The following is a 22604-nucleotide window of genomic DNA, read 5'->3' on the forward strand; positions in this document are numbered from 1 at the left end:
GGCTAGTTCATATTTATCTTTAAAACATCGATAAAAGGTAGTCCGAGAAACTTCACAATTGTCAACAATATTTTGAACCGTTATTTCAGAAAACGAGTGGGTAAGTAAAAGATCTTTTAATGATAGAAAAAGTATATCAGACATTGTTTTTCGATGAATCAAAATTGTCAGGCCCTTCTGTTACATAACAAGCTATTTGTAACTTATTTTATTATTCCCTATATTTTGTAACTGTCAAATGTAACCATTTTCATTTTAATATGATTGGTGAAAGGGGGAAATTAAAGATGAGTACTAGTAGCCGATATAAAGCATTTTCAACTGCCATTGGTTCAACTATTTCTTTTAGTCTAAATGCAATTATTTATGCTTTAATTGTCATTTTTATTAGTCCTGTATGTAAAGCAATTGGTGCTTCCTTGACCCAGTTTCAAATTGTCCTAACCATGTGTGGATTAGGAATGATTATTAGCAATTTGTTTTTGGGTGAGATGTTTAAGAAATATAATCCAAAAATTCTTTGTATCATTGGTGCCTTTGGCGCATCTGCAATTTATTGCACGATTGCATTTTCCAAAAGTATTTACCTGATGTGGATTGGCGGTTTAATTTTTGGAACATTATATGGTGCATGTGGACAAACTTTATTAAATGTTATGGTTAGTGGATGGTTTAACCAAGGCGCAGGGACCGTTCTTGGAATTAGTACGATGATTTCAAATTTATTTACTGTTTTTGCTAACCCAATAGCTGCACGTTTAATTGTTCAATATGGTTATCAAAAAATTGCAATTTATTTGGCAACAGTTATACCAGCAATTGTAATTTTGACAAGTCTATTTTTGATTTACCAATTGCCGTCTAAATATGGTGAATCTCCTATTAACTTTGGTAAAACGAAAAAGAAAAGCCAAGAAAAGATAAAAGAATTAAGTCTTAGTCTACCTGTAATGGCAAAATCAAAAGTATTTGTTGCCGTTTTCATTGGCCTAACTTTAGCTACTGTAGCAACAACCATGTACTTTAATAATTCAATGACCATTTTTCAGGAAAAAGGACTAAGTTATTTAGAAGCAGCCAATTTTGTTTCAATAGTTGCTATTGCGTCTATGATCTCTGTAACTTTAGTGGGTTGGTTGAGTGACCATATTGGAGTTCATATTACTTTAGCTATTTATTGTTCTTTAGTTGCTCTTGATATGTTTTTATATCCTTTACTTTCTGGGACAGTAGGGTGCTTTATATTTGCGGTTTTAATTAGTGCAAATCAGTGTTGCTATATGTATGGCCCATTAACCCTGCCTAAAATTTTTGGCCCTGAAACTAGTGCACCTTTATTAGGTTGGGTTGGTGTAGCTATTGGTATTGGGGCGATGATTGGTGGTCCCTTAGCCAGTTATTTAGACAAATTAAATGGTAATTTTAATCTTGCATTTCTAATTGGTGGACTTTGCTTTGTCTTGTTACTAATTATTACACTTTTCATTACTTCGACCAAAACTTTAAGTGATGTTAGGAAATTAGCTAAATCAAAATAATAATAGGAGGACTCTAAAATGGATCTAACAGGTAAAAGAATTGTAGTTACTGGTATATCAAAAGATGGCATTGGTTATGAATGTTGTAAATTGTTAGCTTCCAAAGGGGCGAAAATTGCTGGAATAGATTATAAAACTGAAGATGGTGAAGAATTGGCTAATTCCCTTCCTAATATGAGTTTTTACCAAGGGGATGTTAGTGATAAGGGGAAAATTACCCAAACAATTCAACAAATTAGTCAAGATATGGGAGGAATAGACACTTTAGTTAATGCGGCGGCTATTCATATAACACCATCACCTGAAGATTGGCAACCAGCCGATATGGATCGTATCTTAAAAGTAAATATTGAAGGCACTGTTTTCGTCAATCAAGCTGTCTGTCAAGAAATGAAGAAGAATAATCCTCAAGGAGGTTGTATTTTAAACTTTGGCTCAATGGATGCCTTTACAAGCCCTGACGGTATTTATGGTGGTACTAAAGCCGCTGTTATGACATGGACGCGAACAATTGCCCGTGAGTGGGCACAAAAGTATCATATTCGTGCTAATAGTATTTTACCGGTTGCTATGACACATATGTATAAAGAATTTCTGAGCTCTTTAACTGATCAACAAAAAGAAAAGCATTTTAAGATGATGGCCAAAAGAATTCCAATTTCAGGGCGACCTGGAAAGCCAATTGATATTGCAAATTATGTTGCCTTTTTGGTAAGTGATGAGGCAAGCTATGTTAATGGTTCACTGATTGAAATTGATGGCGGTGACTGTATGTTACGAGGTTAAAATTTGTTTTGATTAAATTAAGTTCATAAAATTAGCATCTCCTACAGTATAAATATATTTTAAGTGAAAGATGGCCCTTATCAGGCAAAGGGCCATCTTCCATTTCATTTTAAAATAAGTATTGGTGCGAAGCTGGGCCCAATGGCTACGATGGATATCATTGGCTTAAGAACATTACATTGGCCTTGAGCACTTAAAGACGCATGATGATCCAGCTTCTAAGCTGACGATGCAAAAAATGAAAGCAATGATCGATGCTTGTCATGCCGGCAAGGATGATGGTCAGGGCTTCTATCATTATCCACATTCTGAATACCTTGACCCTGATTTTTTGAAATAGACAATAAATAAAGCGACTGGTAGGAAGGAAAATTTCCTATCAGTCGCTTTAGCTTTAGACTAAATTAAATTTTACTTTTGGTCGATCTTTTTAATTACCTTGGCAGGGACACCACCGGCGACAACATTAGCTGGAATATCCTTGGTAACCACGGCTCCAGCCGCAATGACAGCACCGTTGCCAATCGTGACCCCTGGGCAAATCGTGACCTTGCCACCGATCCAAACATCGTTACCAATGTTAACCGGCTTGCCGATGCCGAGCCGCTGGTGCCGTCCCGCAGCGGTCAGCGGGTGGTTGACGGTGTAAATATCAGTATTAGGACCGATCCAGACGTTGTCACCGATATTGACCGGCGCAATATCCAACACGGTCAAGTTATAGTTTGCCAGGAAGTTGTCTCCCACGTGAATATTTTTACCGTAATCAACGTTTAGCCGACTGTGAACAACCAGGTTTTTGCCTGCGGAACCGAAAATTTCTCGGGCTTTGGCCTCTTGCTTCTCAGGTTCGTTTTCGGGAATGGCATTGAACTCCTGGCAGAGAGCCGCAGAGTTAACCTTCCGACTGGCTACTTCGGGATCATTAACCTTATACCATTCACCGTCTTCTAGTTTCTGTAATTCACTTTTTGCCATTAAAATACCCCCTTTACCATCAATTATTGCTTTTCGGGTGAGTCAGCGGATAATGAGATCTTCCGTAGATCTTTGAACTGTTGAAGCAACTTAGTGTACTTGTCAATTGCCAGGTCAGATGAAATCTTGCCCAGTGGCAGGTGTTCTGGCAGTTGATCTTCATGGTTCATTACTTGATCGATGATAATTGCAGCAGCCTTAGCAGGATCACCAGGTTCGTGGTGGGCGCCATTAGCGTTATCCTGGATGAATTTGGCAAACTGTTGGTAGTCATCATGGGTCGGCATGGTCTTATGTGAAGAGCGACCTGCCCAATCGGTTCGGAAGCCACTTGGTTCAACCAACATTGTCTTGATGCCAAGACCCTTGACTTCTTCTTCAATCGAGCCCGTGATTCCTTCAACCGCATACTTGGTACCATGGTAGAAGGCCAGGGTAGGGAAGGAATAAAGGCCACCGATGGAGGAGAAGTTAACAATCACGCCGGACCGTTGCTTCCGCATGATTGGTAAAGTTTGCCGAGTCATGTCAACTAAGCCCCAAACGTTAACATCAAACATGTACTTTGCATCATCGAGATTGGATTCTTCGAAGGTACCAAAATAACCGAGGCCGGCGTTATTAACCAGAACATCAATTCCGCCAAATTTGTCGTTAGCAGTCTTGACAGCGTTGATTACTTCATCGTGCTTAGTGACATCCAGAATGACCTTGGCAATCTGGCCATGATCATACTGGTTGAGATAATCCAGTTGACCCGCTTTACGAGAAGTAGCAACCAAGTTGACGTCGTCACGTTGTGCTAATTGAAGTGCTAATTGCTTACCAAAACCGGTGTGGGTACCAGTAACTAACCATGTTTTACTCATCATAATAACTCCTTTTCGTATCAAAACCATTTATTCTTATTCTTCATCTGCTATACTACAAGTTAAACCATGGTTTAAGTCAACTACTGTGAAGGGAGAAATTTTGATGCGTTATTCAATTGGTGAAGTTGCTAAGAAAATGGATATTCCCACTTCAACCCTGCGCTTCTATGATCGGAAAGGCCTGCTACCGTTTGTCGATCGTGATGCAGCGGGGCGGCGTAGTTTTAAAGACAACGATCTGAATTTTCTTCAGGTAATTGAATGCATGAAGAAGTGCGGGATGAAAATTGGTGAAATTCGGCATTTCATTGATCTCTGCATGGCCGGTGATATCACCCTGGAGGAACGGTATGATTTACTTGACCAGGAGGAACAGTCGGTAGTCAAAAAGATTAAGGTACTTCAGGATCAACTAGACTTCTTGCATTATAAGATGTGGTATTTCAAGACGGCCTTGGAAGCTGGAACCGAAGAAGTCCACATGACTAAGACGGCGGAAGGTGAACGGGTAGATCCCGACATTCATCAACAATATCAGGCTGCCTTGGCTAAATGTCATGATATTAAGGAACTAATTGATTACCAGAAGGATTACGAAGCTAAAAAGCAGACCCCAACTCAGGAAAAGACGCTACGGCAAACTGCTCAAGCTTGAATTGTATTGAAAAAAGGAGAAAACAATGACAAAAGCAAAAAATTTACCGAGTCGCAATGAGGTTCCTAAAGAGCTGACCTGGGACTTGAATTTACTGTACCCAAATGATCAGGCAATGCGGACCGACTTAAAGCAGACTGTTAAACGGGCACAAGATCTTCGCCAGTTCAAGGGACACCTGGCAGATAGTGGAGAAACCTTACTCAAGGCCTTGCAAACCGCCAAAATAATTGACGAAGAGCTAGAGAAGGAATACGTTTACGCTTTCCTGCGACGGGACAGTGATACAACCGATGACCAAGCAAATGCATTATTTGGAACGGCAGAAAATGCGGCTATCCAAATCGATACGGCTCTTTCCTTCATGGATCCTGAGATCATCGAGATTGCCGATGATCACCTGGCTGAGTGGCTTAAGAATGTACCAGGACTAGCGGAATTTCGCTTTGCCCTTCACCAGGTTCGTCTGCAAAAGGGTCACGTTCTATCTACTCGTGAGGAGCGCTTACTGAGTCAGTTGGGACGCAGTCTTGATAGTGCTGACACAATTTACAATACCTTAAATGATGCCGACCTGAATTTTGGTCGGGTTCACGATGATCAGGGTAACTTGGTGCAGTTGACCCACGGCAACCGCAGCCAGTTCACTGAATCAACTAATCGTGCGGTGCGCAAGGAAGCCTTTTTAGCATATCAAAAGCCCTACCATGATTTGCGGAATACCTTTGCTGCCACTTTGAATTCCTACATTGATAGTCGTAATTCTATCGCTAAGTTGCGTCACTATACCAGTGCTCGTCAGGCGGCTTTAGCTTCTAATCAGATTGATGAACAGGTTTATGACACTTTAATCAAGACGGTTACCGATCACCTGGATCTCGCTTACCGGTGGTACCAGATTAAGAAGCAGGCTTTGGGATTGGACCACCTTTACCAGTATGATGTTAATGTCCCGTTGGCTGGTCAAGACCTGTTACGGACTAACTTCGCAGAGGGCAAGAAAATTGTCTTAGATGCCATGCGGGTGTTGGGACCAGACTATGTAACAGCCCTGCAAACGGAATTCGACCATCGCTGGATTGATGCGGCCGAGAATAAGGGTAAGCGTTCCGGCGGTTACGAGATTGGCGTTTACCGTGCTAATCCATTTATCCTCCTTAATTGGACCAATAAGTTGTACAGCACCTTTGTCTTAGCTCATGAATCCGGCCACGCCATGCACAGCTGGTTTAGCCAACACTATCAACCATCAGAGTATGCCGATGCGCCAATTTTCTTAGCCGAGGTGGCCTCAACCTTCAATGAAAACATTTTAACCGAGTACCTATTGAAAAAGTACCAGGATAATCCTCAGTTGCAAATCTTCATTTTGGAGCAATCAATTGATGGCTTCATTGGGACGATTTACCGACAATGTCAGTTTGCTGAGTTTGAGGATACTGCCTATCGAGCAGAACAAGCGGGTCGGACGTTAACTGCTGACTATCTTGACCAGTTAAGTCACCGGTTGGCTAAGAAATACTTTGGCCCAACGGTAGAACTAGTTGGTACAGACACCCAGGGTTGGGCATATGTTCCTCATTTCTACATGAATTACTACGTTTACCAATATGCAACCTCCTGGGCAATTGCGACAACCTTGTCTGAACGAGTTTGGCAGGGCCAAGCCGGAGCACGAAAAGCCTACCTTAATTTTCTGAAAGCAGGTGGTTCCAAGAAGCCAACCGCTATTTTGAAGGATGCTGGGGTGGATGTCACCACGAGCAGTTACCTAACCGCGGCTTTAAAGGTGCTTGAACGACGCTTAGACCAAGTTGAAGGCTTACTTGCCCAACGAAAATAATAAGTGCTAGAATTGACAATAATATAAGGAAGGAAAAATTATAATGAAGGGCCGAAAGATTCTATTGGGAGTAGCAACAATTTTGGTAGCAGGTGTCCTAACAGCCTGTGGTAATCAAACTAGTCAGGGCAAGCAGTCGGCTGATCACGGACAGGCAACTAGTCGTCAGTCAACGAGTCAACAGTCTAGCAGCCAGGTAGCTCACCAGACAGTGTGGAGTCACCAGCAGGATCAACAGTTGACTACTTTTATCAATAATTGGGCACCCAAAATGCATCAGTCGTATCAAAAGTATGATGGTACCAATCAGTTGAAGACTTCAGTTGGTGTTACTTATCCGGCAGACCTGAGTCGCGAACAGGTCAATGGTCAAGCCGGTGTCATGGGTTGGGCACCGACCGGCAAGGGTGATTATGAATACAATGTCGTCGCCATCTATAATTATGATGGAACCGAACCGCCGTTGCCGAACCGGATTACCTACTTTTTTTGCTTCCATAATGGTAAGCCAGTGGCTCTGGTTGATCAGACCCGGGATGGGGAGCCAAGTGCCCACCCGACGATTAACCAGGATATCCGGGATAACTTTGCCCGGATTGCCAATGAGCATTAGCAGAATTTAGCAAATTTAGGACGACGGACACGGTAGTTCGTGCTATAGTAAAAGTAACTTTATGGCAAAGCGAGGGGAGAAAAATGACTAAGTACACGGTTGAATTAAGTGCAGAAGACCTACAGATGATCAAGGATTGTCACTCTAAGAATCCTTCCATCATGAAGGCCATGAATGAAGCAAAGAAGATTGAAAAGTAATTGCTTCATGTTACTCGTTCGGGCATGATACCGGGCGAGTTTTGCGTTTTAAAGGAGGAATTTGATGACAGAGTACATTACCGTTCATGGAGCCCGGCAAAACAATCTCAAGGACATCAGCCTTAAAATTCCTAAGCATCAAATTACGGTTTTTGTTGGCCTTTCGGGAGCGGGGAAAAGTTCACTCGTCTTTGATACGGTGGCTGCAGCGTCACGGCGGGAGCTAAACGCTACTTTTCCTAGCTTCACCCAACAGTATTTGCCCAAGTATGGTCAACCCGAGGTCCAGCAAATCGATAATCTGCCAGTGGCAATTGTCGTTGAACAAAAACGACTCAGTTCCAATGCCCGTTCGACCCTCGCCACTTACACGGGCATTTATTCGTTGGTTCGCTTGCTCTTTTCCCGAATTGGGAAGCCCTTCGTCGGCTATTCCAATAGTTTTTCCTTTAACCTACCCCAAGGGATGTGTCCCCACTGCCAGGGCTTAGGCTACGTCGATGAGATTGACGAAAGTCAGTTGCTCGACAAAAACAAGTCACTGAATGAAGGAGCCATTACCTTCGTTAGCTTTGGTGTCAATACCTGGCGCTGGCGGCGTTATACCCAAAGTGGGCTCTTCGACAATGATAAGCCGATTAAGGATTACACGCCCCATGAATATGAACTGCTGATGCATTCACCACAGATCAAGTTAAAGAATCCACCGAAAGAATGGCATAAAACCGCTTTGTATGAAGGAATCGTACCGCGCATCCGTCGTTCGATTCTTTATAGTGCCGAGGGCAAGCACCATAAGAAAGCCATTAGTCAACTGGTTACTCGCCGTCCTTGCCCGGTATGTCATGGGACTCGGCTGAACGCCAAGGTGCTGACTAATAAGATCAATGGGATTAACATTGCCCAGTTTACCGCCATGGATCTCGTCCACGCCCGTGACTTTTTGAAGGCGATTAAAGTTCCATTGGCTCAAGAGATTATCACCGAATTGACCACCAAACTACAGTCATTAATTGACATTGGCCTCGGTTATCTGACGTTAAATCGTTCGACAGGAACTCTTTCCGGTGGGGAAGCCCAGCGAATCAAGATTGCCAAATACCTAACCAGTGCCTTAACCGACATGCTCTATGTCTTCGATGAACCCAGTGTTGGTCTTCACCCACATGACATTGAACTGATCAAACGAGCCCTGGTGCGGCTTAAGCAACGGGGTAACACGATCATGATTGTCGAACATAATCCGGCGATGATCGCCTTTGCTGACCATGTAATCGAGATTGGTCCCGCGGCTGGTGCTGGTGGTGGTCGAGTGACCTTTACCGGGACTTACCAGCAATTGTTAGCTTCCCAGACTTTGACGGGGACCTGGTTACGTAAGTCTCACCACTTGCGACCAGCCCGGCCGGCAAAAGGGTGGATTCGACTTAAAAATGTTCACCAAAATAATTTACAAAATGTGACAGCAGCTTTTCCCAAAGGTGTGATGACCGTTGTAACTGGGGTGGCTGGTTCGGGTAAGAGCTCCTTAGTGACGGCCCTTAAGCACCACTTGCGCGGCCAGTATATTGACTTAACCCAGACAGCTTTGACCGGGAATATCCGCTCTACCCCGGCTACCTATGTGGAGGTGCTCAACCCAATTCGAAAGCGCTTTGCGAAAGCTAATCACACTTCAACCCAGTATTTCACCTATAACAGTAAAAGGGGTGCTTGTCCTCTTTGTAAGGGGAAGGGAGTCACGATTACCAACATGGCCTTTATGGACCCGGTTGTCCAGACTTGTGAGTTGTGTCATGGCCAACGTTACAACCAAAAAGCTCTTTCCTTTAAATACCAAGGAAAGAACATCGCCCAGGTATTGGGGATGTCAGTTAACCAGGCTGTTGATTTCTTCCAAGGCGATAACGAGATTAGTCGACCCTTGGAAAATCTTACTCGGGTTGGCTTGGAGTATCTTCGCCTGGACCAACCGCTCAGCACCCTTTCTGGAGGAGAATTACAGCGCTTAAAATTGGCTTTTCAGTTAAATGAAACGGGACAAATTTATATCTTTGATGAGCCAACTGCCGGTCTCCACCCTCAAAACACGGCCCGGTTGTTAAAGCTCTTTGACCAGCTGGTTAGTGTCGGTGATACACTAATCCTGATTGAACATAACCTGGATGTAATCAGTCACGCCGATTACCTGATTGATGTCGGACCGGATGCCGGGATCTATGGTGGCCGGGTTCTGTTTCAAGGGACTCCTGCCCAGATCATTCAGACTGACACCTATACAGCGCAAGCATTACGTGCTTATCTTAAAGAGTCTAATTAATATTGATGGTCTGCTTTACCAATAATAGTAAAACGGGCTTTTTAATTTCAAGTTGACAAAGTGAGTATTTATTCACTAAATAAGGAAGAGAAATGATGATGAAACATTTGATTGACCTCCAACACCTGGTTAAGATTTTGCTGCAGGAAATTTTGGTAGGGCAAGGCCTTCATCAGTATGTAGCGGTTGTTATGATGGGGAAAAGCGGCATCTTAAATCAGGTTCTTAAGATCCAAAAAAGATTTCCAGAAATTGACCAACATTTAACAGCACCCCAACTATTACGCTGCTTGGTAGCGCCTTTGTTCGCCTATGTGTATCAAACGATGGTTTTGAATGTTAAATCGTCTAATCCAAAAGGAAATTTATTATTGATTAAACGACAAGTTTTAGCGGGACTCGTCAGTGCAAATTAATTAACAGGCGCCTAGCCGAAAATAACGGCTAGACGACTTTTCGTATCGTGAATAGCTACTAATTTGGGGCTACGATGTGATACAATAGAAGCTGAATGCTGCGTAGTAATAGCGCATCTAATGGTCCAGAGTGCGACCGCGGTGGCCGGTGGCAGATGGCTATCGAAAGTTCTTTACTCGAACGGCACTTAGTTAAGATACGAAGGAGTTTTTAGATTATGATTCAAACAATTGATTTGAAAAAAGGCATGGTTTTTAATCGTGGCAACAAGTTGTTCAAGGTTTTGCAGATTAACCACCACAAACCTGGTAAGGGTAATACCTTGATGCAGATGGACATTCAAAATGTCAAGACTGGTGCCATTGTTCACACCACGATGCGGCCATCCGAAAAGGTTGACCAAGTGACGGTCGACAAGCGAAACGCCCAATACCTGTATGATGAAGGGGACGCAGCCGTCTTCATGGACCTGGAAAACTATAACCAATATACGTTAACCCATGATCAACTGGGTGACGACCGGAATTACCTGGAAGAAAACATGAAGCTGACTTTGAACTTTGTTAATGGCAATATCATTGGGATTGAGTTGCCAACCACGGTTGAAATGACTGTTGCCCACACTGAACCAATGATTAAAGGGGCTACCATTGATGGTGGTGGTAAGCCAGCAACGATGGACACCGGCCTGGTAGTTAACGTTCCTGCCTTCATCAAGACTGGTGACAAGCTGATCATCAATACTACTGATGCCAGTTACAAGTCCCGGGCTTAATTAAAATTCCAGTTTATACGTTGATAAAATAATGAGATTTCATTTACGTGAATGATGGAATCTCTTTTTTGTTTTTAAAGCTTATTAGCAGCTTAAAATATAGTAAATACGTAGTAAGTTTACATATCTAATCTGTAAAAATTAGTTTTCAGCTAAGTAACTACATTTTCAGTAAAAGAAGAAAATTTTAACTTTAAATTCACATTTTTTTAAAATTTTACTTTTCGCAAAGCCTTGTCGTGCCAACGCTTTAATGATGTGTAACGTTTATCAAATGCTTGATATGACGGTAATTTGGTGGTTGTGGATTTCAAATATAACGTTTACAATAAGAATAAGCCTGAGAAAATTATTGTTCATAGCCTGAATGCAATCATGTTCTTAGGTGAATCTATTGTTAACTAAATTTAGTTTATTATAGGAGGAATCTTCAATTATGATGAGGTACAAGATGTACAAAGCTAAGAAGCATATTGTATATGCTGGCTTAGTTACTACTGCTGCTTTAGCAGGCTTGACATTAGCTAATGTCAATACTACTGCTCATGCCGATGCACAATCTGCTGCACCAACAACTACTCAAATTGCTAGTGCTGCTACTTCGGCATCCGCATCTACTTCTGCTACTTCTGCAGCTGTTACTGTTTCTGACGCTAACTCTGCAGTTGCTAGTGACAACACTGCTACTTCCAGTGCAATTGCTACTAACTCTGCTGCTGTTAAGAGTGATGCTGACAATCCGGTTCCAGCTTCTAGCACTACTACTGAACCAAAAGCTGCTGTTTCTGAAGCTAACCAGTTGACTAGCCAAGCTAAGGACATTACTAGCAACACCCGCTACAGCTTCTAAGAATCTGAGTGACGCTAAGGCTAACGCTAACAGTGCTTCTAGCAATGTAATTAGCGCTACTAATGCCTTCAGCGATGCCAAGAGTACTGCTAATAGCGCTTCATTAGTTGCTAACTCTGCTGCTGCTGAATATTCACAAGCAACAAGTGCTGCCCAGACTGCTCAATCTGCTGCTGATGCCGCATCTAAAGTTGCTAACTCTGCTGCTTCTGATTACACCGTTGCTAAGCAAAAGGCTGCTGATGCTAATTCCGCTGCTAATTCCGCATCCAAGGCTGCATCTAAGGCTGCTGAACAACTGAGTCAAGCTAAGGCTGCTCAGTCTGCTGCCCAAGTTGCTGCTAACGAAGCTCAATCTGCTGCTAACGCTGCTGGTGATGCTTTGAACAAGGCTAATGCTAAGTTAAGCGCAGCTCATGATGCTAACGTAACTGCTATCAACAACTACAAAGCTGCTAAGTCCGCACAGGAAAAGGCTCAAGCTGCTTATAACAATGCTTTAGCTGCTAAGAAAGCTGCGGATGAGACTGTTGCTAAGGCAGAAGCTGGTCTGAAGACCGCTAATGCCAACTTAGCTGCTGCTCATGATGCTAACATAACTGCTATTAAGAACTACAATGCTGCTAAGTCTGCACTTGCTAAAGCAGAGCAGGATGTTACTTCTACAACTACAGCATTGAATACTGCTAAGGCTACCTTGGCAAAGTATGAACAAGTTTACAGTAACGCCCAAGCTGCCGTTACTAAGGCAAGTCAAGAATATGGTCAAGCCTCAGCAGCAGTTTCTGATGCAACTGCTGCTCATGATGCAGCGGTTAACAATGTTACTGATGCTCAGAATGCTTTAACTCAGGCTCAAAATGCTGCTAGTGCATATACGGCAGCTCAAAGTGCCGCTAATAAGGCTGGCTCTGCTGTTAACGTTGCTTCCGACGCAGCATCTGACGCTAATAACAACTTATTAGAAGCTCAAAACGGCCTGGAAAACGCACAAAGCGCTGCCAAGGCTTACACTGATGCCCAAGCCGCTGCTAATAAGGCTGGCTCTGCCGTTAACGTTGCTTCTGACGCAGCATCTGAAGCTAACAACAACTTGTTAGAAGCCCAAAATGGCCTGCACAAAGCGCTGCTAAGGCTTACACTGATGCCCAAGCCGTTGCTAACAAGGCTGGTGACAACCTGAATAAGGCTCAAAGTGCATATGACAACAACCCATTTGTTCAAGCTATTAACGCTGCTCAAACTGCATACGACAATGCTGTTAAGGCTGAAGCTGCTGCTAAGGCTGCCTTTGATGACGCTTACCAAAACTACCTCAACAATCCAGTTGAATGGAACGACGAAGCACAACAAGATGCTAAGGCAAAGTGGGACGCCGCTTCAAACAAGACTGCTGCTGCTAAGACAGCTCTGACGGATGCTCAAAACGCAGCTCAGAGTGCATACGATAACGCCGTTAAGGCTGAAGCTGCTGCTAAGGCTGCCTTTGATGATGCTTACCAAAACTACCTCAACAATCCAGTTGAATGGAATGACGAAGCACAACAAGACGCTAAGGCAAAGTGGGACGCTGCCTCAGATAAGACTGCTACTGCTAAGACTGATCTTGACAACTTCAATGCTGTTAAGACTAACCTGGCAAATGCTCAAAAGGCCTTTGATGCTGCCCGGAATGCCGAAACTAGTGCCGAAGAAGCCGCTAACCAGGCCGGCTCCGTTGAGAATTGGAAGAACAATGTTGCTGCTGCAACGACTAAGGTATCTCAAGCTGACCAGGCACTGAAGGCTGCTCAAAAGGCCTTTGACGCTGCCCGGAATGCTGAAACTAGTGCCGAAGAAGCTGCTAACCAGGCCGGATCTGTTGAAAGTTGGAAGAACAACGTTGCTGCTGCAACGACCAAGGTATCTCAAGCTGACCAGGCACTAAAGGCTGCTCAAGACGCCTTTGACGCTGCACGGAATGCTGAAACTACGGCTGAAGAAAATGCTAATAAGGCTGGCTCTGTAACAGAAGCACAAACTAACCTGGCTAACGCTGAAAAGGCTGAAGAAGAAGCTGCTACAACTCTTCATAATGCTCAAAATGCATTGGCAAAGGCACAAACTGCTTTGGACAATGCTCAAAACCTTGAAACTAAGGCAAGTAATGCTGTTAACCATCAACACAATGTTGTTCTCTTAGCTCAAAAAGCTGCTAACCATGCACAAAATGTTTTGACTATTGCTAAGGCTAACCTGAAGAGTGCTCAACACGATGTAAATGTTGCTCGGAACAACTATAAGATTGCTGTTGCTGCTCAAAAGGCTGCTCAAACTAAGGCAACTGAAGCTAACGTTGTTGCTAAGATGGCTGCTAAGCAATTAGCTGACGCACAAAGTACTTTGACTTGGGCTAACAATGGTCTGAAGGGTGCTCAACACGATGTAATTGTTGCTCGGAACAACTACAAGACTGCTGCCGCCGCTCAAAAGGCTGCTCAGAAAGCATTTGATGAAGCACGGAATGCTGAAACTACCGCTGATAATAACTTGGTAGCTGCTAACGAAAATGTTACTACTGCAACCAAGGCTTACGACGATGCCGAAAATGCCTTGACTGCTGCTGATAACGCTGCTGATGCTGCTAACAAGGCACTTGGCACTGCTCAGATTGCTTATGATAATGCTGAAAATGCTCTAACTAAGGCCGACAATGAAGCCGCTGCTGCATTAGCTAAGAAAGCTGCTGCTCAAAAGGCTTACGATGATGCTGAAAATGCTCTGACTAAGGCTGATGAAGCAGTTGAAACTGCTCACCAAGATCTTCTGAATGCTCAGAAGAACTTAACTGATGCTAATGCTAATGTTGACGCTGCACAACAAGTAGTTAACGAAGCTGCCGCTAATGCTGCCAAGGCTACTCAACTGCTTCAACAGGCACAAGATCTATTGAATGGCATTGACTGGAACCAAAACAATGGCGGTTCTGAGACACCAGGCTCCGGTGCAAGTTCTGAGACGCCAAGTTCCAATGCTGGTTCAACTGCTAACAACGGATCTACTGCTACCCCTGGTTCTACTACCAACAACACTTCTAACGCTAATAACGGTTCAGTTGCTGGTAATGGTTCAGCCGTAGATCCAAGTGCTAATAACACTGCTGCTGTACAACCAGTTGCGGCTGTTAAGACCGCTAATGGTTCAGCCGCTACTAACACCAACTCCAGTGCTGCTAGCGAATTACCACAAACTGGTAACGAAAATACCGCTGCTGTAGTTGCCTTGGGTGCTGCTGCCGCAATGTTTGGCTTTGGCCTGGCTGCTAAGAAACGTGAATACTAAAATTAATTGAAGATTTAATGATTATGTTCGGACTATTAAACTTTAGGCTTTAATCTAAAGTAAGAAAATGATCCATAATGGAGCAATTCCACTATGGGTCATTTTTATTTAATTGCGATTCAATATTGAAGCAAAGCAGTTTATAATTAATAGGAAGCATTAAATAGGGATGATAGTAAAATGGATGAAAACTTGAAGAGTACTATTGCCTCAACAAAGGCGATTATCCGTAGTACACAAGGTCAACTTGACCAGATGAAAAAAGACCCGCATCCTGATCAAAAATTGATGAAAGTAACGCAAGATAACCATGACAAGGCTGTGCAAACATTAGCAATTTTGAATAAAATCACTGGTGGTGCCACGATGGATGTTGGACCAAGAACGGTGACAGACACACGACCAATTAATGTTGATCATAATACTGATCACGGCTTTCAAATTATTCCACCGGCTGCTGAAGACAGCGTGGCACCAAGTTCATTATCAGATTCGATAGTTTCAGCTCAATCCGCACAATCAGGCCAACAATCAGCTGCGATTCCGGCTAATAATGAAGTTATGATGACTCGTGCACAGTATCGTGCTATGTTAAAAAAGAAAAAACACTAGTATGATTACTTTAAAGTGTTTCATAACTATTAGGTAAAGATCTAATAGTTATGGGACACTTTCGGTATTTAATCATTTTATTTGATAATGAATCAAAAAGGGAGGAACCAATTTGTGCAATCAGCCATTCAATTTTCCACAACAATGACAGCTAGCCAGCAAGTCCGGTTAATGAAACAATTATTAAGCCACCATCTTTTGATTGTCGGTCAAACTGGTAGTGGTAAAACAACCACGACCCTTTCATTACTGAGTCAGCTTCAGCAACAAAATGAAACGGCCATTATTCTCGACCCAACTGGTGAATACGCGCAACTTCCTAACACGGTTACCTACCGTTTTGGCGATAATGCATATTTTGAAGCTGGTAAATTGTCAGCCGTTCACTTATTACGAATCTTGCAACTGCCAGTTACCCCAGAATTCCTGCAAAAATTACGTCAAGCCATTACTGATTTGCGCCTACAACAAAATGTGATTAAGCATTCCGGCATTTATCAGCGTCAAAACCGCCCTATTCAAGATCACCAACGGGCTTTGCGTCATCTTGGCTCATGGGCGAGTGACTACCATCTTTCGGATCTTTTCGACCAGTTGATTGCGGAGTTTGTGATTCCCAGGTTGGATGGGCAAGCTGATTACCATCTTCTTGGCCAGCAATATGACCGGGTAGCCATTAATCGCCAATGGCCACAATTAACGATGCTCCAGGAACGACTAGCCAGCCCAGTTTTCCGTGCTCTTTTTGATACCGATAGTCATCCGGGGACAATGAAGAGTGAGCTTAACTTTATTTTGAAAATGTTTCTTCACCACGCTAGTCAACATCGGACCTTAGTAATTGACTTATCACTTTTAAAAAATTACGAGGCTAGTCAGCGCTTACTGATTTCACTTTTACTTAAACAGATTCTCAAGTATCGTCTGCAAGCTAATGCCGGTTTTCCGGTTAATGTAGTATTAGATGAAGCTCACCGTTACCTGCCTAAGGATAGTCGTGATTTGGCTGATAACGGAATTTTCCAGCTCTTACGTGAAGGGCGGAAATTAGACATCAAATTAATCTTGACGACTCAATCGCCGTTGGACTTACCAGCACGATTGCGGTCTCAATTTGGCAACTTAATCGTCCACCGTCTGTTAGATGAATCAGAGGTACGCAGCTTACCAGGAGATTGGCGCCTTCCACGGGCAGCTTACCTAGCAGTTGGGGAGATTAACCTTTGCCTCTTTGATCATCAGCCGGTAACGGCCCACATCAACCTACCTGCTTGGTGGCAAGGAGATGATTAAAAAATGAGTCATCGCTTGCACTGGATTGTATATTCTTTATTATTGGCTAGTTCATTTGCTTTGGGAACCATCCAGCAAAACTGGTCAGCATTGCGTTCGCCGCGGCAATCTGACGTTACCGTACCAACGATCTTTATCCATGGTCTACCCAGCAACTACCATGCCGAGGTGAAGATGGTTCATGCACTAATTGACGCTGGCGTTACCACCAGGGTGAATGTTATTCGTGCTAATGTGACACCGACAGGACACGTTTATTTTACCGGTCATCTGCCTATTCATCCCCACCATCCGCTTGTTGAAGTTGAGTTACAGAATAGTCATGAAAAAGATGACCACGTTACGGCAGCCTGTTTAAAGAACGTTGTGGTTGCTTTACAGGTCCAGTATCATTTCAAGACAATTAACTTAGTTGGTCATTCCAGCGGTCCCTTGATCATTCTTTATTACCTAATGGATAACCTCAATGATCATACTTTGCCCCAAACAGCCAAGGTGGTTTCACTCGGTGGGGCTTTCAATGGTTCATTAGGTCCACATAATCAGTCTAAAATGCATTTACGCTCAGACGGTTTTCCCTTACCACGACAGACGGCGGAGTATCGAGGGCTTTTACCACTGCATGATCACTTTCCGCGATATATTCGGGTCTTGAATATTTATGGAGATCTGCAAGATGGTTCCCATTCAGATGGCCGAGTCGCTAACATTTCATCCCGCGCAATGCGCTACCTGGTTCAGAAGCGCGCCCGCTCCTACCAAGAGGTTCGGGTGACGGGATTCCATGCTAACCACAGTGGACTGCATAATAATAAAAAGGTAGATTTTTATTTAGTCCGTTTTTTATATGGGGAAAATTGCTAAACCAATTGGACAAGAAAAGCTGATTTGTTAATCATATTGTAATTGAGTCGGTGTTAATTGACAGTTAACTGTTAGCAATAATTTTGTTATCTGGACGTAATCAAATTGTAAATAAAAAATGGAGATTTGCGCTTTACAATATTTTGTTAAACGCTTATAATTTCTTTTGCAAATGAATGGTTTGCATTTATTTTTAAAATAATTGCGTATTTAGTAGCTATGAATCGCACATCCTTTTTATCCAATTAACATCAACCTCCGGACGTGGTTCAAATTACTAAATTCGTATTAAAACGATAAAGGCAACCTGTGTTGTGGTAAGCGCGGGTTGCCTTTTTATTTTTGTTCTTTCATAATAATAAGAACTAAATTTAATTGGAAGGATTACTGGAGGAATTATTGATCATGGGGAAGTTATTAACCGAGCTAATTCTTTTACCAAGCTTAATTACTAGTATGGCACTGAGCCAATATGTTGTTCATATTGTTCTTCACAATAGTCAGATTAAACATTGGCTCCAGGTAGGAATTGTTTTACTGACCTTTGCCCTACAGGAATTAGTTATTCTTAATTATTCTTATGATGAATTAGGGACCTTTGTCTATCCTTATGCTATGGCAGTTTCCATTATGTTTATTAGCAATTACCACAATTGGGATTATATTTGTGGCAGTATTATCATTACCGCAATTCTGTTTAACGGTTTTTTATATATTGATAACTTAAATTATCCCCAACAGCCTTTTTACATTATCGTGCGATTGACAATATTATTGGGCTTAGAGGCCTTACTTTGTCACCATCCCCGGTGGCAAAGCCATCTTCTTTATACCATTGTATTGGTAATTACTAATATGTGGGTGGATGTGTGGCAAAGGCCGCACCTTGCTTATGGCCCCTTGCCGTTGCTCGGTGGGAGTTTAATTTTCGTTATTATCACAATTTGGGCACGTTATATTTACCAGCTTTATCGGAAACGTTCTGCAGAGATTGCGTACCAAAATACTCATGATAAGTTGACCGGCTTATTAAACTATCGTTCTTTTTCAAACCTGGTCGAACGGCTGCGTGAAGAAGGTTCCCAGCGTCGGGTTAAGTTCGGGGTAGTGGATATTGACCATTTTAAGGCGGTGAATGATCAATATGGTCATTTGGCTGGTAATACTCTTTTAAAAGCTTTTGCAGAGTTCTTGCTACAGAATTTAATGGCAAAATTTAGCAGTCAGGTGTCCGTCTACCGATTTGGCGGTGAAGAATTTTGTGTTGTTTTCTATCGAATTTCAGCGAATGAATGTAAACAGGCCATGTTAGAAATGGAAAAGCGGATTAGTCACCATCGTTTTACAGTTGATGGAGGGCAATGGGTAACGATTAGTTTTTCGTGTGGAATTGCCCATTCAGAAGATGATCCTCACCTGACTTTGCGGCGGGCTGACACGGAATTATACCGCGCCAAAAGCCAGGGGCGTGCTCAGATCTGTACCAATTTTAATTAATTTTATTATAATTCATGAATTTTGTTATAATGGAAGTGAATAATAGTAATAATAGCGAATGATGGGAAGTGGGCGGATGTTGAATTCAACACTTGATTGGCAGTTATTTGCTCAGCCAATTTATACACTTCGAGATTTGTCACATCGTCGACTGCGAGAATATGAGTTGTTGATCCGTGATGCTGATGGGCAGGTGCCATTGCAACGATTACAGCACCTAGTTAGCTCTGCAGAAGGGAATCGCCTTTTCTGGCAGTGGAAAACAAGTCAGTTATTACCAACACTAAAAAAACAACGTCCGGGGATGCCAGGATACTGGATTAATATTGAACCGGTTCAGTTTAACTTTGCTAGTACCTGGCAATTTCTACAACAATTTGTACGCTTTCGGAATGACTTAATGATTGAGATAACCGAACGTCCAGTTGCTAAGAATGAGGTTGAGGTTACCGTGCCGACAGCAGTTCATCGCCTTCATCGGCTTGGCTACCGACTGGCGATGGACGATGTGGGGACTGGGCAAAACCAGTTGAATTTAGTTCGATTGGTGAGTGATGATGTTCAAAGAATTAAGTTATCCCTATATATGTTTCGACAGCACCGGGCTGGCTGGAATAGCATCTTTCAACAATGGGATCGTTTTGCCCGGGCTAATCGATTAGAAATGGTAGTGGAAGTCATTAATTCAGCAACGACGGCTAGAATTATCTATTGTCAGGATCCGCATTGTCTTCAACAGGGCTTTTATTACGGTAAGCCAACTAAACTATCAGAAATTATTAAATGAAACGGCAATTAAGCTGACGATTTTCTCGTCAGCTTAATTTTGTTTTAACCCGCTCTGTCATCGCTTAAGTGGATAAAAAAGCTTATAATTGATGATAATTAATGAACGCGGGTGAAATTATGATTGAGATTAGTGGACATAAGTATTCATTTCCCAAAATTCTGACTTTAGGGTTTTTACTGATGATTATGGCCGGTACAACTCTTTTGTCCTTACCGGTAGCAACACGTCCAGGACTGGAAACTAGTTTCATGACGGCCCTGTTTACTTCGACTAGTGCCACCTGTGTAACCGGTTTGACCCTGGTTAATACGGCAGAGCATTGGTCGTTTTTTGGCCAGGTGGTGATCGCCCTTTTAATGGAAGTGGGCGGCTTGGGTTTCATGACCTTTGCTGTTATGATGTCACTGATGATCAGGCGCCGGATGCGGATGTCGACTCGTCTTTTGACTCAGGAAGCCCTCAACCTTGATCACTTGTCACAGCTGAACGTGGTCTATTTGATCATCAAATTGTCGCTGATTATCCAATTAATTGGGAGTGTCTTTTTGTTTGTTGCTTTCTATCCTGAATATGGATGGCGACGAGGACTCTGGTATAGCATTTTTCATGCGATTTCGGCCTTTTGCAATGCTGGCTTTGACCTCTTCGGTAATAGTATGGCTAACTACGCCGCTGACCCTTACGTACTTTGTGTTTTAATTGTCTTAATTATCGCCGGTTCTTTTGGCTTTTTAGTCTGGAAAGATCTTCTCGGCTATCACCAGTACCATCACCTGTCTCTCCACACCCAATTAGCTCTCCGTACCGGTGCCTTTTTAATGCTTTTATCCGTGCTAGTTTATTTTTTGACCGAGCATAATCTTAGTCAGTTAAGTGGTCAGTTGTCGGCTCCCCAACGTGCATTGAATACGGTCTTTATGGCGATCACTCCCCGAACCGCAGGGCTGATTACCTTTCCGTATAATAAATTGAGTGCAGCCGGACTGAGTTTTACGATTATCTTGATGTTTATCGGTGGCACACCTGGTTCAACGGCCGGTGGGGTTAAAACCACTACTATTGGTTTGCTAGCTATTCAGAGCATTGCGACTTTGCGTGGTCAAAAAGATATGGAGTTTGCCCACCGTCGCTTTACCCAAGAAAATATCTACCGAGCATTAACCTTGCTCTTCGTGGCCTTGGTTATTCTCTTAATAGCAATTTTCCTGCTGATTGAGACCCAGGCCTTGCCAAAACACGATTCGTTGTCTTACGTGGTCTTTGAGGCTGTGGCGGCGTTTGGTACTACCGGGATTTCGTTAGGAATTACTCCCCAGCTTAATTTTATCGGTCAAGTAATTATCATGATTTTGATGTTTATCGGTCGGGTCGGTATTTACACGGTGATGTTTTCCATTTTTAATGCCCGCCCCAAGACTAAAAGTTATCGTTATCCAGAGGAGAGTGTGTTAATTGGCTAAAAAAGAAAGTTACGCTGTCGTCGGCATTGGTCAGTTTGGGGCCTCCATCTGTGAAGCCCTCGTTCAAGCCGGACAAGAAGTGTTGGCGATCGATATCAATGCGGAAGTTATTAATGAATTGGCAAACTCGGTAATGCGCGCTGTGGTAGCCGATGCCCAGGATGAAGAGGCCTTGCGTGAACTTGATATTGGAAGCTTTGATCATGTTTACATTTCAATTGGCCAAAACATTGAGGCGAGTATTATGGCAACCCTGATTGCTAAAGATCTTGGTGCTCCGGACGTTACTTGTCGGGCGGAGAATGCCAATCATGCTCGAGTACTGGAACGGGTCGGTGCTGACCGGGTTGTCCGGCCAGAACACGACCTGGCTAAACGCTTGATCTTTCAACAGCTTAACCCGAGCGTGGTTGATTATGTAAAATTAAGCAAGGAGACCACTTTAGCCGAAGTAGTGATTGATAACCCTAAGTTTGTTGGTAAGACTTTGGATGAATTAAATTTTCGTAATAAGTATCATGTTAACGTGATTATCATTGTGGATACTGCTGACCAAGTTAACCAGATGCCCCAGGCCAATGATGTTATTCAAGCGGGTGATAAGATTACAGTGGTAGGACGATTGGCAGATATTCGGCGGCTAAATGATATAGTTAGTTAATAACAAGGAAGCAAAAAAATGAAATTACATGGGATTAACGTGGTAACGTTGGTGATTGCAGCCATTCTGGTTACCTTAATTGGGTTGATTGGGACGGTTGCTAGTCATCAGTATTGGGACCTAATTTGGATTATTCTGTTAGCGTTATGGACGGGTATTCTCTTGCACACAATTACCAGGGGACATGCACGAATTTGGCAAGATTTGGTTATGCGACTGAACTTCGGTGGTCATGACCAGATCCTAGATCTTTGTCGGG

21 protein-coding genes and 1 pseudogene are annotated in these 22604 nt (G+C 42.9%); 19 read left to right on the plus strand and 3 right to left on the minus strand.

What is annotated here, in order from left to right:
* A partial coding sequence (locus ACEYV4_RS04895; protein ID WP_373842309.1) for a TetR/AcrR family transcriptional regulator occupies positions 1–144 on the minus strand: 144 nt, incomplete at its 3' end.
* A 143-nt stretch (positions 145–287) separates the two neighbouring features.
* Here ACEYV4_RS04895 and ACEYV4_RS04900 point away from each other — a divergent pair.
* Both ACEYV4_RS04900 and ACEYV4_RS04905 read left to right on the plus strand, forming a co-directional pair.
* On the plus strand, positions 288–1538 hold the full coding sequence (locus ACEYV4_RS04900) for a nitrate/nitrite transporter (protein ID WP_373842289.1): 1251 nt from the start codon (positions 288–290) through the stop codon (positions 1536–1538).
* A gap of 18 nt (positions 1539–1556) precedes the next feature.
* The gene (locus ACEYV4_RS04905) at positions 1557–2324 is read left to right on the plus strand and encodes an SDR family NAD(P)-dependent oxidoreductase (protein WP_373842290.1); all 768 of its coding nucleotides are present in this window, start codon (positions 1557–1559) and stop codon (positions 2322–2324) included.
* Between the two features lie 411 nt (positions 2325–2735).
* On the opposite strand, the gene ACEYV4_RS04910 is transcribed toward ACEYV4_RS04905, so the two are convergent.
* Entirely contained in the window at positions 2736–3302 is a 567-nt protein-coding gene (locus tag ACEYV4_RS04910; RefSeq protein ID WP_373842291.1) for a sugar O-acetyltransferase, read from the minus strand.
* A 23-nt stretch (positions 3303–3325) separates the two neighbouring features.
* Positions 3326–4174, minus strand: a complete 849-nt coding sequence (locus tag ACEYV4_RS04915) for an SDR family NAD(P)-dependent oxidoreductase (RefSeq protein ID WP_373842292.1) — start codon at positions 4172–4174, stop codon at positions 3326–3328.
* 103 nt (positions 4175–4277) lie between these two features.
* On the opposite strand from ACEYV4_RS04915, the gene ACEYV4_RS04920 reads away from it, so the two are divergent.
* The 17 genes and pseudogenes from ACEYV4_RS04920 to ACEYV4_RS05000 form a co-directional block, all read left to right on the plus strand.
* Positions 4278–4829, plus strand: a complete 552-nt coding sequence (locus ACEYV4_RS04920; protein ID WP_373842293.1) for a MerR family transcriptional regulator — start codon at positions 4278–4280, stop codon at positions 4827–4829.
* A gap of 25 nt (positions 4830–4854) precedes the next feature.
* Positions 4855–6672 carry an oligoendopeptidase F gene (gene pepF / locus ACEYV4_RS04925; protein ID WP_373842294.1) on the plus strand — a complete coding sequence of 606 codons (1818 nt, stop codon included), beginning with the start codon at positions 4855–4857 and terminating at the stop codon, positions 6670–6672.
* 43 nt (positions 6673–6715) lie between these two features.
* Positions 6716–7285, plus strand: a complete 570-nt coding sequence (locus tag ACEYV4_RS04930) for a DUF4767 domain-containing protein (protein ID WP_373842295.1) — start codon at positions 6716–6718, stop codon at positions 7283–7285.
* Between the two features lie 264 nt (positions 7286–7549).
* Positions 7550–9805, plus strand: coding sequence for an ATP-binding cassette domain-containing protein (locus ACEYV4_RS04935; protein WP_373842296.1), 2256 nt, complete (start codon positions 7550–7552; stop codon positions 9803–9805).
* Positions 9806–9900: 95 nt separating this feature from the next.
* On the plus strand, positions 9901–10221 hold the full coding sequence (locus ACEYV4_RS04940) for a hypothetical protein (RefSeq protein WP_373842297.1): 321 nt from the start codon (positions 9901–9903) through the stop codon (positions 10219–10221).
* A gap of 218 nt (positions 10222–10439) precedes the next feature.
* Positions 10440–10997, plus strand: coding sequence for an elongation factor P (efp, locus tag ACEYV4_RS04945; protein ID WP_373842298.1), 558 nt, complete (start codon positions 10440–10442; stop codon positions 10995–10997).
* 436 nt (positions 10998–11433) lie between these two features.
* Entirely contained in the window at positions 11434–11847 is a 414-nt protein-coding gene (locus tag ACEYV4_RS04950; RefSeq protein WP_373842299.1) for a KxYKxGKxW signal peptide domain-containing protein, read from the plus strand.
* 382 nt (positions 11848–12229) lie between these two features.
* The gene (locus tag ACEYV4_RS04955) at positions 12230–13030 is read left to right on the plus strand and encodes a hypothetical protein (RefSeq protein ID WP_373842300.1); all 801 of its coding nucleotides are present in this window, start codon (positions 12230–12232) and stop codon (positions 13028–13030) included.
* Positions 13031–13935: 905 nt separating this feature from the next.
* Entirely contained in the window at positions 13936–15168 is a 1233-nt protein-coding gene (locus ACEYV4_RS04960; protein WP_373842301.1) for an LPXTG cell wall anchor domain-containing protein, read from the plus strand.
* 180 nt (positions 15169–15348) lie between these two features.
* On the plus strand, positions 15349–15780 hold the full coding sequence (locus ACEYV4_RS04965) for a hypothetical protein (RefSeq protein WP_373842302.1): 432 nt from the start codon (positions 15349–15351) through the stop codon (positions 15778–15780).
* A 114-nt stretch (positions 15781–15894) separates the two neighbouring features.
* The gene (locus tag ACEYV4_RS04970; protein ID WP_373842303.1) at positions 15895–17073 is read left to right on the plus strand and encodes an ATP-binding protein; all 1179 of its coding nucleotides are present in this window, start codon (positions 15895–15897) and stop codon (positions 17071–17073) included.
* 3 nt (positions 17074–17076) lie between these two features.
* Entirely contained in the window at positions 17077–17937 is an 861-nt protein-coding gene (locus ACEYV4_RS04975) for an alpha/beta hydrolase (RefSeq protein WP_373842304.1), read from the plus strand.
* Between the two features lie 405 nt (positions 17938–18342).
* On the plus strand, positions 18343–19434 hold the full coding sequence (locus tag ACEYV4_RS04980; protein ID WP_373842305.1) for a GGDEF domain-containing protein: 1092 nt from the start codon (positions 18343–18345) through the stop codon (positions 19432–19434).
* Between the two features lie 76 nt (positions 19435–19510).
* Complete coding sequence (locus tag ACEYV4_RS04985; RefSeq protein WP_373842306.1) at positions 19511–20221, plus strand: EAL domain-containing protein; 711 nt, start codon at positions 19511–19513, stop codon at positions 20219–20221.
* A 119-nt stretch (positions 20222–20340) separates the two neighbouring features.
* On the plus strand, positions 20341–21684 hold the full coding sequence (locus ACEYV4_RS04990; RefSeq protein ID WP_373842307.1) for a TrkH family potassium uptake protein: 1344 nt from the start codon (positions 20341–20343) through the stop codon (positions 21682–21684).
* Complete coding sequence (locus ACEYV4_RS04995) at positions 21677–22345, plus strand: TrkA family potassium uptake protein (protein WP_373842308.1); 669 nt, start codon at positions 21677–21679, stop codon at positions 22343–22345. Before ACEYV4_RS04990 ends, ACEYV4_RS04995 begins: the two co-directional genes overlap by 8 nt.
* A gap of 18 nt (positions 22346–22363) precedes the next feature.
* Positions 22364–22604: pseudogene (locus ACEYV4_RS05000) on the plus strand (methyltransferase); the annotation flags it as partial.

This window comes from Limosilactobacillus sp., from assembly GCF_041859915.1.
Lineage (GTDB): Bacteria > Bacillota > Bacilli > Lactobacillales > Lactobacillaceae > Limosilactobacillus.